The following is a 16,322-nucleotide window of genomic DNA, read 5'->3' on the forward strand; positions in this document are numbered from 1 at the left end:
CGAGCATGCTTCAGCGCCACAGCCGTACCGTAAAATCCGTGTTCAGGGCCGCTGTATGTGCCAGACTGCGACCATGGAAACCACCGCTGCCCCAAGCTTGTTGCCGCACCTGTGGAAGACGGCCTTGGTCACCGGCATCCTTGCCATCCTCCTGGGCATCCTCGTCTTCATCCGTCCCGGTGCCGCAATCTTCGTCACCGCCATCTTCTTCGGCGCCTATCTGTTGATCACCGGCATCTCGCAGCTCGTGCTGGCGTTCAGCATCCGTTCGTCGGTCGGCGGCCGCGTGTTGCTGTTCATCGGCGGCGCCGCGGCACTCGTGCTGGCCGTGCTCTGCTTTGTGAACCTTCAGAATTCGATCGACCTGCTCGCGATCTGGATCGGTGTCGGGTTCATCTTCCGCGGCGTCGCGACCGCGATGTCGGCCATCGGAGACCCCGCCCTGCCCGGGCGGATCTGGGAGATCATCGTCGGCATCGTCAGCGTCATCGCCGGCATCATCATGTTCGTCGCCCCGCTGGAGGGTCTGGTCGCGCTGACTCAGGTCACCGGCATCATCCTGATCGTCGTCGGCGTGTTCGAGGTGATCTCCGCCTTCGGAATCCGCAGCGACGCCAAGAAGCTCAAAGCCGCAATCTCACACCAGGCGCCGCCGGTGACGTAAGACACCGGTCAAGGTCGGCGCCTGGCCCCCAACCGTCTACTACACTTCGTCGTAGATTGGTCTGAGACCTCGGAAGTAGGGCCAGATGGACGCTTTGGACGTATCGCGGTGGCAGTTCGGCATCACCACCGTCTATCACTTCATATTTGTTCCGCTGACCATCGGGTTGGCGCCACTGATCGCCGTCATGCAGACGGCGTGGGTGGTCACCGGCAACGACAGCTGGTATCGCCTCACGCGGTTCTTCGGCAAGCTGTTCCTGATCAACTTCGCGATCGGTGTCGCCACCGGCATCGTGCAGGAATTCCAGTTCGGCATGAACTGGAGCGAATACTCGCGCTTCGTCGGCGACATCTTCGGTGCCCCGCTCGCATTCGAAGGCCTGGTCGCGTTCTTCGTGGAGTCCACGTTCATCGGGCTGTGGATCTTCGGATGGACCCGACTGCCCCGAGCGGTGCACCTGTTCTGCATCTGGATGGTGGCCTTCGCCGTCAACGCTTCGGCCTTCTTCATCATCGCGGCGAACTCGTTCATGCAGCATCCGGTCGGAGCGAAGTTCAACCCGGAGAGCGGACGCGCGGAACTGATCGACTTCGGCGCCCTGCTCACCAACAACACTGCGATCTGGGCATTCCTGCATGTCGTCGCCGGATCGTTGCTCACCGCCGGCACGTTCGTCGCGGCGGTGAGCGCCTGGCTGATGGTGCGCGACCGGCGCCGAGCCGCTCGCGGCGAAGCGCTGGACACCCCGGCCGTGGAAGGCACGCACGACTCCGCCGGGATGTACCGCCCGGCAACGATTCTGGGCAGTGTGGTCGCACTGGCGGCCGTGGTGGTGTTGTTCCTCACCGGTGACGTGCAAGGCAAGCTGATGTTCGTCCAGCAGCCCATGAAAATGGCTTCGGCCGAATCACTGTGCGACACGCAGACCGATCCGGACTTCTCGGTCCTGACCGTCGGCACGCACAACAACTGCGCCAGCGTGACCCACGTGATCGAGGTTCCCTACGTGCTGCCCTTCCTGGCCGAGGGCAAGTTCAGCGGCGTCACCCTGGAGGGCGTCAACGACCTGCAGCAGCAGTACGAGTCACGGTTCGGCCCCGGCGACTACCGGCCGAATCTGTTCGTCACCTACTGGTCGTTCCGAGCCATGATCGGCCTCATGCTGGTGCCACTGGCGTTCGCCCTGGTGGCACTGTGGCTCACCCGTCGTCGCAGGCTTCCCGATCAGCGGTGGTTCGGCATCTTCGCCCTGATCACCCTGCCGACACCGTTCCTCGCCAATTCAGCCGGCTGGGTATTCACCGAAATGGGCCGTCAACCCTGGGTGGTGGTGCCAAATCCGACCGGCGACCAGATGGTTCGGCTGACCGTGCAACAAGGCGTGTCGGATCATTCGGCCGGCACGGTGTTCTTCTCACTCGCGGTCTTCACCCTGCTCTACGGCGTCCTCGCGGTCGTCTGGTTCTGGCTCATGCGTCGCTATGTGACCGAAGGGCCGCTGGAACACGATTCCGAGCCCGCACCGCCCACGCCTCCCGGCGAGGACGAATCCGCCCCCTTGTCGTTCGCGTACTGAGAGGACTGATCGCAGATGGGACTCCAAGAACTTTGGTTCATACTCATCGCCGTTCTGTTCCTCGGATTCGTGGTACTGGAAGGCTTTGACTTCGGCGTCGGGATGCTCATGGCCCCGCTGGGAAGCGCAGGCGAGGGCGATCCCGAAAGTCGCAGGCGCGCCGTCCTGAACACCATCGGGCCGGTGTGGGACGCCAACGAGGTGTGGCTCATCACGGCGGGTGCGGCCATGTTCGCGGCATTCCCGAACTGGTACGCCACCCTGTTCTCGGCGCTGTACCTGCCGCTGCTGGCAATTCTGTTCGGAATGATCCTGCGAATCGTGGGTATCGAGTGGCGCGGCAAGATCGATGACACCAAGTGGCGCAAATGGGCCGACATCGGCATCGCCGTAGGATCGTGGTTGCCCGCGATACTGTGGGGCGTTGCCTTCGCAATCCTGGTGCGTGGCTTACCGATTGACGCCGACCATCGGGTCCATACCACCGTCGGTGACGTGCTCAACGCCTACACCCTGCTCGGCGGCCTGGCCACCGCATCGTTGTTCGCGTTCTACGGTTCGGTTTTCATCGCGTTGAAAACCTCAGGGCCCGTGCGCGATGACGCGTTCCGGTTCGCCCGGATTCTGACCCTGCCGGTGATCCTGTTGGCCGGGGGCTTCGGGCTGTGGACGCAACTGGCCCACGGCAAGCCATGGACCTGGGCGCCGTTGGCGGTAGCTGTGATCGCGCTGCTGATCTCGGTCGCGCTCATGTGGTCGCGGTCGCGGGAAGGGTGGGCGTTTGTCGCCACGGTGGTGGTCGTGGCTTCCGTCGTCATCCTGCTGTTCGGCGCCATGTACCCGCACCTGCTGCCATCGACCCTGAACCCGGATTGGGGTGTGACGATCTACAACGGCTCGTCGACCCCGTACACCTTGAAGATCATGACCTGGGCCTCGTTGACGCTGCTGCCTCTGGTCCTGGTGTACCAGGGCTGGACCTACTGGGTGTTCCGCAAGCGGATCTCGGCGGATCGCATCCCGGCGCCCATCGGATTGTCACGGCGGTCGGCCTGAACCTCTGGCGCGCACTCGGCGTCCGCGGCGCCACCGGGTCGACGGCGGCACTGCGGCGCCATCTCCTGGGGACGGTGGGGTGCGGCATAACCATCAGCGCCGCGACCATCGCCGCAGCCGTCGTGTTGGCACACATCGTCGCAGGCATCATCACCGAACCGGCCTCGGCGGCCCGCCACGGCACCGCCATCGTCGCGCTGTGTGCGCTGTGGGTGTTGCGGGCAGCCGCACACTGGCTCCAGGGACGGCTCTCACAACGCGGCGCCACCGCGGTGATCGGCGAGTTGTCCAGCCAGGTCCTGTGCTCGGTGACCACTTCGCCACCAAGGCGATTGGCAGCCGACCGTGATGCCGCTGCGGCAGTGGTAACCCGCGGACTCGACGGGCTGCGCCCCTACTTCACCGGTTATCTGCCCGCCGTGGTGCAGGCCGCGGTCCTCACTCCGGTGGCGGTGGTCGTGATGGCCTGCTACGACCTTCAGGCGGCGGCAATCGTGGTGATAGCGCTGCCTTTGATTCCGATCTTCATGGTGCTGATCGGTCTGGTCACCGCCGAACGCTCGGCCGCCGCGCTGGCCGCCATGACCACGCTGCAGGCCCGCCTGCTCGATCTGGTGGCGGGGATCCCGACCCTGCGGGCCCTCGGCCGAGCCGACGGGTCAGTGCAACGAATCGCCGAACTGACTGCAGCACAACGTCGTTCGGCGATGGCAACGCTGCGGATCGCATTCCTGTCCTCGCTGGTACTGGAACTGCTCGCCACGCTCGGCGTGGCGCTGGTGGCGGTGAGTGTCGGTCTGCGGCTGGTGTACGGCGAGGTGACCCTGACGGCCGGATTGACCGTCCTGCTGCTGGCCCCCGAGGTGTTCTGGCCGTTGCGCCGGGTGGGCGCGGCGTTTCATGCCGCGCAGGACGGCAAAACGGCCGCAGAAGAGGCTTTTCGGCTGTGCCAGACCCACGCCCCGGTCAACGGCGGCGTCCGGATCTCGAGCTCCGCACCGACAATCGAGTTGGACGGTCTTGGTCCGGCGATCGAACCCGGCCGGGTGACGGTGCTGACGGGACCCAACGGCGCCGGAAAATCCACTGCGCTGCAAGCTGTTCTCGGCTTGACCACACTGCCGTCAGGCCCCGTGCGGGTCGACGGGATCGATGTCGCCGACCTGGATCTGACGGCGTGGTGGCACGACATCGCCTGGCTTCCCCACCGTCCGGTTCTCATCCCCGGTACCGTCCGCGACAACCTGGAGCTGCTCGGACCACTGGCGGACCTGGACCGGGCTTGCCGCGACGCCGGATTCGACGAGGTCCTCGACGACCTTCCCGACGGCCTCGACACCCAGATCGGCCGTACCGGAGTGGGTTTGTCCCTGGGCCAACGACAGCGGCTGGGACTCGCCCGCGCCCTCGGGTCGTCCGCCCGGTTGCTGCTGCTCGACGAGCCCACGGCTCACCTGGACGCCGTGTTGGAGCAGCGGGTGCTGCAGGCCATCGTCACCCGGGCGCAGGCCGGGGCCACGGTGGTGGTGGTCGGACACCGGGACCCGATCTTGGCCGTCGGCGACCGGGTGATCACGATTGGTGCGGTTCATGTTTCGTCGTGATCCGTTGCTGCGGCTGACACTGGAGTTGCTGCGCCCCCGGTTGAGTAGGCTGGTCCTGGCCTGTGTTCTCGGTGTGCTGTCCCTCGGTAGTGCCCTGGCTCTGGCGGGTGTCTCGGCATGGTTGATCACCCGTGCCTGGCAGATGCCCCCGATCCTGGACCTGTCCGTCGCTGTGGTTGCGGTACGTGCGCTGGGTATCTCGCGCGGCGTGCTCGGCTACTGCCAGCGACTGGCTGCCCATGACACGGCGCTGCGGGCGGCAGCCAGCGCCCGCACCGGGCTCTACCGCAAGCTCGCCACAGGACCCGAGGACGTCGCGATGCGGCGGCCCAGTGGCGAATTGGTGGCCCGGGTCGGAAGCTCGGTCGATGAACTGGCCGATGTCGTGGTGCGCTCGGTGTTGCCGATCGTGGTGGCGACGGTGCTGAGCTGCATATCCGTCGCCGTCATCGCACTCATCTCGCCGAGCGCTGCCGCCGTATTGGGACTGTGCCTGCTGATCGCCGGAGTGGTGGCCCCCGCAGTCACGGCCCGTGCGGTGGCTGCTGCGGAATCCGTTGCGGTTCAACACCGTAGTGACCGCGATTCCGCGACGATGCTGGCCCTCGAGTACGCCCCGGAGTTGCGGGTGAGCGGACGGCTCGACGAGGTGATCGCCACCGCTGAACGCCACCACCGCGACTGGGGGCGGGCCGCCGACCGCGCCGCGGCGCCTGCTGCGCTGGCCGCTGCCCTGCCCAGCATCGCCATCGGCGCCAGTGTCCTGGGCGCCGTCATCGCAGGTATCGCCCTGGCTCCCACCACCGCGCCGACCACCCTGGCCATCCTGATGCTGTTGCCGTTGTCGGCCTTCGAGGCAACCACCGCGCTTCCCGACGCCGCAGTCGGGCTCACCAAGTCCCGCATCGCCGCGCGGCGTCTCCTCGAACTCACCGAGAGCGACCCCGCGGCCCGCCTGCGGCCCACGGCTCCCCCGGTCGACCTGCCCGCCGGCGGCAGGCTCGCCGTCGTCGGCCCCAGCGGCTCGGGCAAGACCACCATGCTCATGGCGCTGGCCGACGAGCTCAACGGAAATTCCGGGCGTGCAGCATTTTTCGCCGAAGACGCACACATCTTCGAGACCACGGTGCGGGACAATCTGCTGGTGGTCCGCGGTGATGCCACCGACTCCGAACTGCTCGCCGCGCTCCAGCGTGTCGGCCTCGCGGGCTGGCTTGCCGGCCTACCCGAGGGTTTGTCGACCGTACTCGAAGGTGGCCATACCGCAGTGTCGGCCGGACAGCGTCGCCGACTGCTCCTGGCCAGGGTGCTGCTGTCAGATTTCTCGGTCGTGCTTCTCGATGAACCGACCGAGAACCTGGACGCCGCCGACAGTCAACGGATCCTCACCGAAATCCTCACTCCGGGTGGCTGGTTCGCGGCCGAGCGTTCCGTCGTCGTCGCCACCCATCACCTACCGGACACGCTCGACTGCCCCGTCGTCCGTTGCGGACAACCCGGCACGGCGATCAGCGAGTAGCCTCACTGACATGACCGACGAGCGTTCCAACCCGCCCGGGTCTGACGAGCCACAGCCGACCGGACCTCCCCCGCCCCCGGCGTATCCCTACGGGCCGCCCCCCGGCGCCTATCCCGGGGCCTACCCGCCGGCCCCGCCGCCGTACGGCGGGTACCCGATGCAGCCCGTCCAACGCAGCCCCGCCAACGGTCTGGGCATCGCCGCGCTGGTGATCGCGATCATCGCTCTGCTGCTGACGTGGTCGGTGATCGGCGGCCTGATATTCGGCGTCACCGCGGTGATCCTCGGATTCCTCGCCCAAGGACGCAGCCGACGCGGCGAGGCCACCAATGGCGGTGTCGCCGTCTCCGGGATCGTGCTCGGCGCCATCGCGTGCGTGTTGTCGCTCGTGTTCATCGGCATCTGGGTGCACTTCGGCAAGCAATGGTTCGATGACATCGGCGGCCCGGACTACGTGCAGTGCCTGGAGCGCGCCGGTGACGACACCGCGGCCCAACAGCAGTGCGAGCGGGAATTCGAGCGACGGGTCGAGGATTCGTTCGGTGTGACACCGACGCCTACCCGCTGAGCGGTGTCACGACGGGAAGTACTTGACGATTCCCTCCTGCACCACCGTCGCCAGCAAGTGACCCGAGGCATCGAAGAAGTGTCCGCTGCCGAGGCCGCGGGACTCCGCCGCCACCGGCGAAGTGGTGGAGTACAAAACCCATTCGTCGAATTTGATCGGCCGGTGGAACCAGACCGAGTGGTTCATCGTCACCGCGAAGATCCGGTCGAATCCCCAGGACAGCCCATGGGTGGTGATGATCGAGTCGAGCACCGTGGTGTCCGATGAGTACACCAGGGCCGCACCGTGCAGCACCGGGTCGCTGGGCATCGCGCCCTCGGTCTTGAGCCACACCCGGTTGTGATCGAGCTTGCCGCCCTTTTTCCGCATGATCCAGGAAGGATCGTTGGTGTACCGCCATTCGATCGGGCGCAACGCCTCGACGAACAGCGGCACCGTCTTCTCATAGCCGCGGAGCAGTTCGTCGATCTTGGGCAGGGTGTCCGGATGCGGAACCTCCGGCGCAGCCACGCTGTGCTCGAGGCCCCGACCGGCGTTCATGTAGGACAACATCACCGTGGTCAGTAGGTTGCCGTCCTGCATGACGTCCACGCGGCGGTTGGCGAACCGGCGTTCGTCTCGCAGCCGCACGACGTGGAACTCCAGATCCTTCTCCGGATCGCCACCGGCGATGAAGTGCGCGTTCAATGCGCTCGGGGCGAGATTGTGCTCCAGTGTGCGGCCGCCCGCGACGAAAGCCTGCGCGATCATCTGCCCGCCGAAGGTGCGCACCGGGTTCTTGCTCGGATGCGAGCCGGTGAACAGGTTGTCGTCGACGCGATTCAGATCGAGAACAGCCAGCAGCTCCTCGAAATCCGGGTGTGTCAAGGAATGCCTTTCGAGAACTTTTTGCAGGCGCTCTGCGGCTGAGGACCGCTAGACGTCGTCCTCCCCGATGCGGTGCACGTGGATCAGATTCGTGGAGCCTACTGTGCCCGGCGGAGCGCCCGCGACGATGACCACCAGCTCACCGCGCTTGTACCGGCCAAGATCCAGCAGCGACTTGTCCACCTGGCGGATCATGTCGTCGGTGCTGGCCATCTGCGGCACGATGAACGTCTCGGTGCCCCAGGTCAGCGCCAGCTGACTGCGGACCTCGGGAAGCGCCGTGAACGCCAGGACCGGAAGCGGGGTGTGCAACCGGGCGAGGCGGCGGACGGTGTCCCCGGATTGGGTGAAGGCCACCAGCGCCTTGGCGTCGAGGCGCTCACCGATGTCGCGGGCCGCGTAGGAGATCACGCCGCGCTTGGTGCGGGGGGTGTGTGTCAGCGGGGGCACCGTGACCGAGTTGTCCTCGACCGCCTTGATGATGCGGGCCATCGTCTTAACGGCCTCCAGCGGATACTTGCCGACCGAGGTCTCCCCGGAGAGCATCACCGCGTCCGCACCGTCGAGGACGGCGTTGGCGACGTCGGAGGCCTCGGCCCGGGTGGGCCGGGAGCTCTCGATCATCGATTCCAGCATCTGGGTGGCCACGATGACGGGTTTGGCGTTCTCCCTTGCCATCTGGATGGCCCGCTTCTGGACCAGCGGCACTTCCTCCAGCGGCAGTTCGACGCCGAGGTCACCGCGGGCGACCATGATCGCGTCGAACGCCAGCACGATCGCCTCGAGGTTCTCGACGGCCTCCGGCTTCTCCAGCTTGGCGATCACCGGAACGCGTCGGCCGACCCGGTCCATCACCTCGTGGACGAGTTCGATGTCGGCGGGCGAACGGACGAACGACAGGGCGATGAGATCGACGCCCAGGCGCAGCGCGAATTCGAGATCCTCGATGTCCTTCTCGGACAGCGCCGGGGCCGTCACGTTCATCCCGGGCAGCGACATGCCCTTGTTGTTGCTGACCGGACCGCCCTCGGTGACCGTGCAGACCACGTCGTTGCCGTCGATCTCGTCGACCTTCAGACCGACGTTGCCGTCGTCGACGAGGACACGGTCGCCCGGCCGGGCATCCTCGGCCAGCCGCTTGTAGGTGGTCGACACCCGGTCATGGGTGCCCTCACAGTCATCGACGGTGATCCGCACCGATTCACCGGCCGCCCAGTAGGTCGGGCCCTCGGCGAAGCGGCCGAGGCGGATCTTGGGACCCTGCAGGTCAGCGAGTACACCCACGGCGCGACCGGTGGCATCCGATGCCGCCCGCACCCGCTTGTAGGCGGCCTCGTGGTCGGTGTAATCACCATGGCTGAAGTTCAGCCGGGCGACATCCATACCGGCCTCCACCAGGGCCCGTACCGTCTCATCCGTGCTGGTAGCGGGGCCAAGCGTACAAACGATCTTTCCGCGTCTGCTCACGTCATGTCAGCATAGTCGTTAATCGATTCAGATGACGGCCAGAGGGAGGGTGCCCGGCCGCACCGGGGCCGGCAGATCCGACTCGCCCATCAGGTACGCGTCGACCGCGTGCGCCGCGCTGCGGCCCTCGGCGATGGCCCACACGACCAGCGAGGCGCCGCGGTGCGCGTCGCCGCACACGAACACCCCAGGGGCGTCGGTCTGCCAGTCCGAACCGCAGGACACGGTGCCGCGCCGGGTCAGTTTCAGGTTCAACCCGTCGAGCAACGCCATGTGCTCGACACCCTCGAACCCGATCGCCAGCAATGCCAGGTCGCAGGGAATCTGCAACGACTCGCCCACCGGGGTGATCTCGCGGCGCCCCTCGGCGTCCCGTGTCACCCGGACCTCGGCGATCTCGATGGCCCGCACATGGCCGTTGTCGTCGCCGATGAATCGCTGCACAGCCACCTCGAAACGGCGGGCGCCACCCTCGGCGTGGGCCGGGGAGGTCCGCAGCACCAACGGCCAGGTGGGCCACGGCGAGAGGTCGTCGTCGCGGATCTCGGGCGGCTCGGCGTTGTAGTCCAGCTGAGTCACCGAGGCGGCGCCTTGGCGGTGCGCGGTGCCCAGGCAGTCGGCGCCGGTGTCACCGCCACCGATGATCACCACGTGTTTGCCTGCGGCCGAGAGAGGCGTGGAGGAGTCACCCTCACATTCCCGGTTGGCCGGCACCAGATGCTCCATGGCGAGGTGCACGCCGTCGAGTTCCCGGCCGGGCACCTCGTTGTCGCGACCCCGCAGCGCACCGACCGCCAGCACCACCGCCTGATGGCGCTGGCGCAACTGCTCCACGGTCAGATCGACGCCGACCTCACATTCGGTGACGAATCGCGTTCCCTCGGCGCGCATCTGGGCCAAGCGCTGATTGAGCACCGACTTCTCGAGCTTGTACTCGGGGATGCCGTAGCGCAGCAATCCACCCACCCGGTCGTCGCGCTCGTAGACCGTGACCTCGTGGCCGGCGCGGGTGAGTTGTTGTGCGGCAGCCAGACCCGCCGGGCCTGAGCCGACGACAGCGACGCTCTTGCCGGTGGAGATCGCAGCCGGCTGAGGCTCGACGGTGCCGTTCATCCAGGCGTGGTCGGCGATCGTCTGCTCGATCCGCTTGATCGTCACACTGCCGCCGGTCTGCTCCTCGGCGATCGACAGCACGCAGGCCGCCTCACACGGCGCCGGGCACAGCCGACCGGTGAACTCCGGGAAATTGTTCGTGGCGTGCAGGCGATCGCTGGCCGCGTCCCAGCGACCCCGCCGCACCAGGTCGTTCCATTCCGGGATCAGGTTGCCCAACGGGCAGCCGGCTTTGCCGGAGTGGCAGAACGGGATTCCGCAGTCCATGCAGCGACGCGCCTGCTGCGCCACCTCCCCGGCGCGCTCGTTGGGGTCCTCACGCTCGTATACCTCGCGCCAGTCCCCCACGCGTTCCTCGACCGGCCGCTTGGCGGCCTCGATCTTGGGTACCCGAAGAAATCCGGTCGGATCAGCCACGGCTGGCCTCCATGATCGCGCTGTCCACATCGCGTCCCTCGGCCTTGGCCATCCGGGTCGCCTGCAGCACACGCTGGTAGTCGGTGGGCATTACTTTGGTGAATTGCGCACTGCGCCTGGGCCAGTCGGCCAGGATCGAGGCTGCGAGCGTACTGCCGGTGTGGCGCGCATGGGCCGCGACCACATCATGCAGCCAGGTCAGGTCCTCGGGTTCCAGCAGCTGCAGTTGCACCATCTCGGTGTTGACCTTGGCCGGGTCCAGGCCCAGCACGTAGGCGATACCGCCGGACATGCCGGCAGCCAGGTTGCGTCCCGTCTTGCCCAGGATCACCACCCGGCCACCCGTCATGTACTCGCAGGCATGGTCGCCCACGCCCTCGACGACGGACAGGGCTCCGGAATTGCGGGCGCAGAACCGCTCGCCGACCCGGCCCCGCAGGAACACCTCACCCGAGGTGGCGCCGTAGAGCAGGGTGTTGCCGGCGATCACGTTGTCCTCCGGCAGGAACAACACGTCGTCGGGCGGTCGCACGATCACCCGTCCTCCCGAGAGTCCCTTGCCCACGTAGTCGTTGGCATCACCGATCAGCTCCAGGGTGACCCCCGGCGGCAGGAAGGCTCCGATCGACTGGCCGGCCGACCCCGTCAGGGTGATGTGAATAGTGTTGTCGGGCAACCCGGCCGCGCCGTAGCGACGGGTGACCTCGGCACCCAGCAGGGTGCCCACCGTGCGGTTGACGTTGCGCACCGGCAGCTCAAGCCGAACCGGATGGGCATCTTCCAGCGCACCCTCGGCAAGTTGGATCAAGGTCTGATCGAGTGCCTGGTCGAGTCCGTGATCCTGACCGCGAACCCGCCGTCGCTGGGTGAGCACGCTGCCGTCGGCGTCGGTCGGCAGTGCGAAGATCGGGCTGAGGTCGAGGCCACGGCTCTTCCAGTGCGCCACACCGGGATCGGTGTCGAGCATCTCGGCATGGCCGACCGCCTCGTCGATGCTGCGGAACCCCAACTCCGCCAGGTAGTGCCGGATGTCCTCGGCGATGAACGTGAAGAAGTTCTCGACGAACTCGGGCTTGCCGTTGAACCGTGCCCGCAGTTCGGGGTTCTGCGTGGCCACTCCGACCGGGCAGGTATCCAGATGGCAGACGCGCATCATGATGCAGCCCGACACCACCAGAGGTGCGGTGGCGAAACCGAACTCCTCAGCGCCCAGCAGCGCCGCCACGATCACATCGCGTGCGCTGCGCATGCCACCGTCGCACTGCACGGTGATCCGATCACGCAAACCGTTGAGCACCAGTGTCTGCTGGGTGTCGGCCAGCCCGATCTCCCACGGCGCTCCGGCGTGCTTGAGCGAGGTCAACGGCGCAGCACCGGTGCCGCCGTCGTACCCCGAGATCAGCACCACGTCGGCATGCGCCTTGGACACCCCGGCCGCGACCGTGCCGACCCCGACACTGCTGACCAGCTTCACGTGGATCCGCGCGTCAGCGTTCGCGTTCTTCAGGTCGTGGATGAGTTGGGCGAGATCCTCGATCGAATAGATGTCGTGGTGCGGAGGTGGCGAGATCAGTCCCACACCGGGCGTGGAGTGCCGGGTCTTGGCGATGTTGGGATACACCTTGTATCCCGGAAGCTGGCCTCCCTCGCCGGGTTTGGCGCCTTGAGCCATCTTGATCTGGATGTCGGTGGCGTTCACCAGATAGTCACTGGTGACGCCGAAGCGGCCGGAGGCGACCTGTTTGACCGCACTGCGCCGGCGCGGATCGTAGAGCCGGTCTACGTCCTCCCCGCCTTCACCACTGTTGGACCGCCCACCGAGGTTGTTCATGGCGATCGCCATGGTCTCGTGAGCCTCCGCCGAGATGGACCCGTAGCTCATGGCCCCGGTGTTGAAGCGGGTCACGATGGCTTCGACCGGTTCGACCTCCTCCAACGGGACCGGGGGCCGTAGCCCCTTCTTGAACTCGAACAGGCCGCGCAGTGCCCCACCTTCCCGGGACAGCCGGTCGACCTCCTCGGAGTACTTGGCGAAAATGTCGCGACGCCCGGTACGGGTCGAATGCTGCAGCAGGAACACCACTTCCGGGGTGAACAGGTGCAGCTCGCCCTCCCTGCGGAATGCGTACTCACCGCCGACTTCGAGGCGCCGGTGCACCCGTTCGGTCGGGTTCTCCGGGTAGGCCCGCCGGTGGCGCAGCTTGACCTCCTCGGCCAGCACATCCAGCCCGACGCCGCCGAGTTGACTGGTGGTGCCGGTGAAGTACTCGTCGACGACGTCGCGGCTCAGCCCGATCGCCTCGAAAACCTGTGCGGCGGTGTAGGACGCGACCGTGGAGATGCCCATCTTGCTCATCACCTTGACCACGCCCTTGCCCAGCGCCTTGACGTAATTGCGCACGGCGGTGGCAGTTTCGATCCCGGTCAGCTCGCCCTCGCGGATCAGGTCCTCGATCGACTCGAATGCGAGGTAGGGATTGACCGCGGCCGCGCCGTACCCGATGAGCATCGCGATGTGATGGACTTCGCGGGCGTCGCCGCTTTCCACCACGAGCGCCACCTTGGTCCGTTCCTTGGTGCGCACCAGGTGGTGGTGCACCGCCGAGACCGCCAGCAGCGACGGGATCGGGGCCCTGGTGTGGTCGGAGTCCCGATCCGAGATCACCAGCGTGCGAGCGCCTTTGGCAATGGCCTCGGTGGCCCGCATCTGCAGGTCCTCGATCGCCTCGGCCAATCCCTCCCCACCGCGTTCGACGTCGTAGAGGGCACGCAGCACCGTGGTACGCAGACCCGGATGTTCGCCGTCGTCGTTGATGTGGACGATCTTGCCCAGCTCGTCGTTGTCGAGCACCGGCCAGCGCAGCACGATCTGACGACATGACGCCGCCGAGGGTTCCAACAGGTTTTCCTCAGGCCCCATCACGCGGGCCATCGAGGTGACCACCTCTTCGCGAATGGCATCCAGCGGCGGGTTTGTCACCTGGGCGAACAGCTCGATGAAGTAGTCGTACAGCAGCCGTGAACGCTTCGAGAGCACCGCGACGGGGGTATCGGTGCCCATCGAACCGAGCGGCTCACCGGCGGACGCGGCCATCGGCGTCAGCAGGATCCGCAGTTCCTCTTCGGTGTAACCGAAGGCGATCTGCCGACGCACCACCGAATCGTGATTCGGCTGGATACGGGACCGCTCGGGCAATGTGTTGAGATCCAGCAGTCCGGCGTGCAGCCACTCACCGTAGGGTTCGGCCGCGGCCAGCTGTTCTTTGATCTCGTCGTCGGGCACGATACGGCCGGCGGCGGTGTCGACCAGGAACATCTTGCCCGGCTGGAGCCGGCCCTTGGCGACAACCTCCCCCGACGGCACGTCCAGGACACCGCTCTCACTGGCCAGGATGACCCGGTCGTCGACCGTGCGCCACCAGCGGCCCGGCCGTAAACCGTTGCGGTCCAACACCGCACCCACCACAGTGCCGTCGGTGAAGGTGACGCAGGCCGGACCGTCCCACGGCTCCATCAACGACGCGTGGAATTTCCAGAATGCGCGCTCGGCCGCATCCATGGTGGTGGCGTTCTGCCATGCCTCCGGGATCATCATCAGCACCGCATGTGGCAGACTGCGCCCGCCCAGGTGCAGGAGCTCGAGTACCTCGTCGAAGGACGCCGAGTCGGAGGCGTCGGGCGTGCAGATGGGCGACAACCGGCTCAGGTCACCGGGAATCCGGGCGCTGGCAAGCAGCGCCTCGCGGGCATGCATGCGGTTGCGGTTCCCGCGCACGGTGTTGATCTCGCCGTTGTGTGCGACGAACCGGAACGGATGCGCCAGCGGCCAGGACGGGAACGTGTTCGTGGAGAACCGGCTGTGCACGATCGCGATCGCGCTCATGCAGCGTTCGTCACGCAGGTCCGGAAAGTATTGCGGCAGCTGCATTGTCGTCAGCATGCCCTTGTAGACGACGGTCCGGCTGGACAGCGACGCGAAGTAGACCGCGTCGGCACCCGTGCCCTGCTCGGCCCTCTTGCGCAGCGGATAAACCTTGCGGTCGAGCTCGATTCCGCCCACCCGGACACCATCGGCCTCCGGCGTCGCGACGAACAGCTGCTCCATGTGTGGCATACAACCGAGCGCGGTCGAGCCGATCCCGGCCCCGTCCGGATCCACCGGCACCGCGCGCCAGCCCAGAACCTCAAGGCCTTCCTCGGCGGCCAACGCCTCGATGCGGGCGCGAGCGGCACTGCGCGCGTCCTCGTCCTGCGGCAGGAAACAGAGGCCGGCGGCGAAGGTGTTGCTGCCGTCCTCAGCCGGTCCCGGAAGGGCGAAGTTGACCACCTCGCGCAGCAGTTCGACCGGCAGTTGTAGCAGGATGCCGGCACCGTCACCACTGTTGGGTTCGGCCCCGGCAGCTCCGCGGTGTTCGAGGTGTTCGAGCGCGGTCAAACCGTCGCTGACGATGCCGTGGGAACGGCGGCCCTGGATATCGGTGATCATGGCCACGCCGCAGGAATCGGCCTCATTGGCGGGGTCATAGAGCCCCTGCGCATCTGGCAATGCCGAGAACAGCACTTGATCGCACCTCCGCAAGTCCGGAACATCCTGGTCCCGGGACTGCACCGGCCCGAATTTTCAGTGTATCAGCGCAGGTGGGCTACTACTGAGCAGTTAAGTCGGGACCAGGGGGAAGCCCGGTAGGTTGCGCACCACCGTCCAGACCACCGCAGTCACCACGATCGTCACCACCACGGGCAGCGGGAACAGCGTCTTGCCCAGCCGCCACCGCACCAACAGCCACACAGCCAGGGCGGGAAGGCCGACCAGGGCGAACACGTTGTCGACAACCGCCGCACCCACGTCACCGTGCAGCAGATCGTGCGTCATCCGCAGGCCGCCACAGGCCGGGCAGTCCCAGCCGGTCAGGGCCTTGAACGGGCACCCCGGGAACAAGAACCCCGGACGATGCGGATCGGCAACACCGATGTACACGAGCGCGCCGGCCGCGAGCGTACCCCCGGCCAGCAGCGAGTACCGCGCTGACGAGGTGGTGCTACGGCCGCTACGTTCCATCGCGCAGCGGACGCCCGTCCGGGTCACGCACCTTGTCGGTGAGGATCTGGACCGCGTCGATGATTCCCCACACGATGGCGCCGATGGTGCAGGTGACCAAACCCACGATCAACTGGATGACGCCCAACTTGGTATCGCCGATGTAGATACGCCCGATACCGACGATGCCGAACAGCCCCAGTAACTGCAGCAGACCGGCGATCACCTTGGACTTGTCGGAGAACGGCTCACCGGTGATCGGATGACGGCCGTAGGGCGCGCTCGGGTCCCCATACGGCGACGGATACGGCGGGTAGCCCGGCGGCGGCGGATAGCCGGCAGGCGGCGGAAAGCTCTCCGGCTGCGGGCCGCTCAATGGGTCCGGGGACTGAGACGGATCAGTCATACAGCCAGGATGCCAGAGCCCGGC

Annotated in this window: 12 protein-coding genes; 6 read left to right on the top strand and 6 right to left on the bottom strand. The window is 66.7% G+C overall.

Features of this window, described 5'->3' with window-relative positions; genetic code table 11:
• The first annotated feature begins 73 nt into the window (after nucleotides 1–73).
• The 6 genes from ACNQR1_RS21975 to ACNQR1_RS22000 all read left to right on the top strand — a co-directional run bounded on the left by ACNQR1_RS21975 (nucleotide 74) and on the right by ACNQR1_RS22000 (nucleotide 6,990).
• The gene (locus ACNQR1_RS21975; protein ID WP_418047828.1) at nucleotides 74–664 is read left to right on the top strand and encodes an HdeD family acid-resistance protein; all 591 of its coding nucleotides are present in this window, start codon (nucleotides 74–76) and stop codon (nucleotides 662–664) included.
• 85 nt (nucleotides 665–749) lie between these two features.
• Nucleotides 750–2,243 carry a cytochrome ubiquinol oxidase subunit I gene (locus ACNQR1_RS21980; RefSeq protein ID WP_418047829.1) on the top strand — a complete coding sequence of 498 codons (1,494 nt, stop codon included), beginning with the start codon at nucleotides 750–752 and terminating at the stop codon, nucleotides 2,241–2,243.
• Nucleotides 2,244–2,258: 15 nt separating this feature from the next.
• Nucleotides 2,259–3,299, top strand: a complete 1,041-nt coding sequence (gene cydB / locus ACNQR1_RS21985) for a cytochrome d ubiquinol oxidase subunit II (protein WP_418047830.1) — start codon at nucleotides 2,259–2,261, stop codon at nucleotides 3,297–3,299.
• 74 nt (nucleotides 3,300–3,373) lie between these two features.
• Nucleotides 3,374–4,903, top strand: coding sequence for a thiol reductant ABC exporter subunit CydD (gene cydD, locus ACNQR1_RS21990; protein WP_418047831.1), 1,530 nt, complete (start codon nucleotides 3,374–3,376; stop codon nucleotides 4,901–4,903).
• Nucleotides 4,890–6,422: an ATP-binding cassette domain-containing protein gene (locus ACNQR1_RS21995; RefSeq protein ID WP_418047832.1), complete on the top strand. Its 1,533-nt coding sequence runs from the start codon at nucleotides 4,890–4,892 to the stop codon at nucleotides 6,420–6,422. The genes cydD and ACNQR1_RS21995 overlap by 14 nt, the downstream gene beginning before the upstream one ends.
• A 10-nt stretch (nucleotides 6,423–6,432) precedes the next feature.
• Nucleotides 6,433–6,990 carry a DUF4190 domain-containing protein gene (locus ACNQR1_RS22000; protein ID WP_418047833.1) on the top strand — a complete coding sequence of 186 codons (558 nt, stop codon included), beginning with the start codon at nucleotides 6,433–6,435 and terminating at the stop codon, nucleotides 6,988–6,990.
• Nucleotides 6,991–6,996: 6 nt separating this feature from the next.
• Here the strand turns inward: ACNQR1_RS22000 and ACNQR1_RS22005 are convergent, their stop codons facing one another.
• The 6 genes from ACNQR1_RS22005 to ACNQR1_RS22030 form a co-directional block, all read right to left on the bottom strand.
• Complete coding sequence (locus tag ACNQR1_RS22005; RefSeq protein WP_418047834.1) at nucleotides 6,997–7,857, bottom strand: acyl-CoA thioesterase II; 861 nt, start codon at nucleotides 7,855–7,857, stop codon at nucleotides 6,997–6,999.
• 48 nt (nucleotides 7,858–7,905) lie between these two features.
• Nucleotides 7,906–9,324: a pyruvate kinase gene (gene pyk, locus ACNQR1_RS22010; protein WP_418047835.1), complete on the bottom strand. Its 1,419-nt coding sequence runs from the start codon at nucleotides 9,322–9,324 to the stop codon at nucleotides 7,906–7,908.
• Between the two features lie 27 nt (nucleotides 9,325–9,351).
• Nucleotides 9,352–10,854 carry a glutamate synthase subunit beta gene (locus ACNQR1_RS22015; RefSeq protein ID WP_418047836.1) on the bottom strand — a complete coding sequence of 501 codons (1,503 nt, stop codon included), beginning with the start codon at nucleotides 10,852–10,854 and terminating at the stop codon, nucleotides 9,352–9,354.
• The gene (gene gltB / locus ACNQR1_RS22020) at nucleotides 10,847–15,415 is read right to left on the bottom strand and encodes a glutamate synthase large subunit (RefSeq protein ID WP_418047837.1); all 4,569 of its coding nucleotides are present in this window, start codon (nucleotides 15,413–15,415) and stop codon (nucleotides 10,847–10,849) included. The genes ACNQR1_RS22015 and gltB overlap by 8 nt, the downstream gene beginning before the upstream one ends.
• A 96-nt stretch (nucleotides 15,416–15,511) precedes the next feature.
• A complete protein-coding gene (locus tag ACNQR1_RS22025; RefSeq protein ID WP_418050447.1) occupies nucleotides 15,512–15,913 on the bottom strand; it encodes a DUF2752 domain-containing protein in 402 nt (133 codons plus the stop codon).
• Nucleotides 15,903–16,298 carry an NINE protein gene (locus tag ACNQR1_RS22030; RefSeq protein WP_418047838.1) on the bottom strand — a complete coding sequence of 132 codons (396 nt, stop codon included), beginning with the start codon at nucleotides 16,296–16,298 and terminating at the stop codon, nucleotides 15,903–15,905. The genes ACNQR1_RS22025 and ACNQR1_RS22030 overlap by 11 nt, the downstream gene beginning before the upstream one ends.
• Nucleotides 16,299–16,322 lie beyond the last annotated feature (24 nt).

The organism is Mycobacterium sp. 48b, assembly GCF_048282725.1.
Lineage (GTDB): Bacteria > Actinomycetota > Actinomycetes > Mycobacteriales > Mycobacteriaceae > Mycobacterium.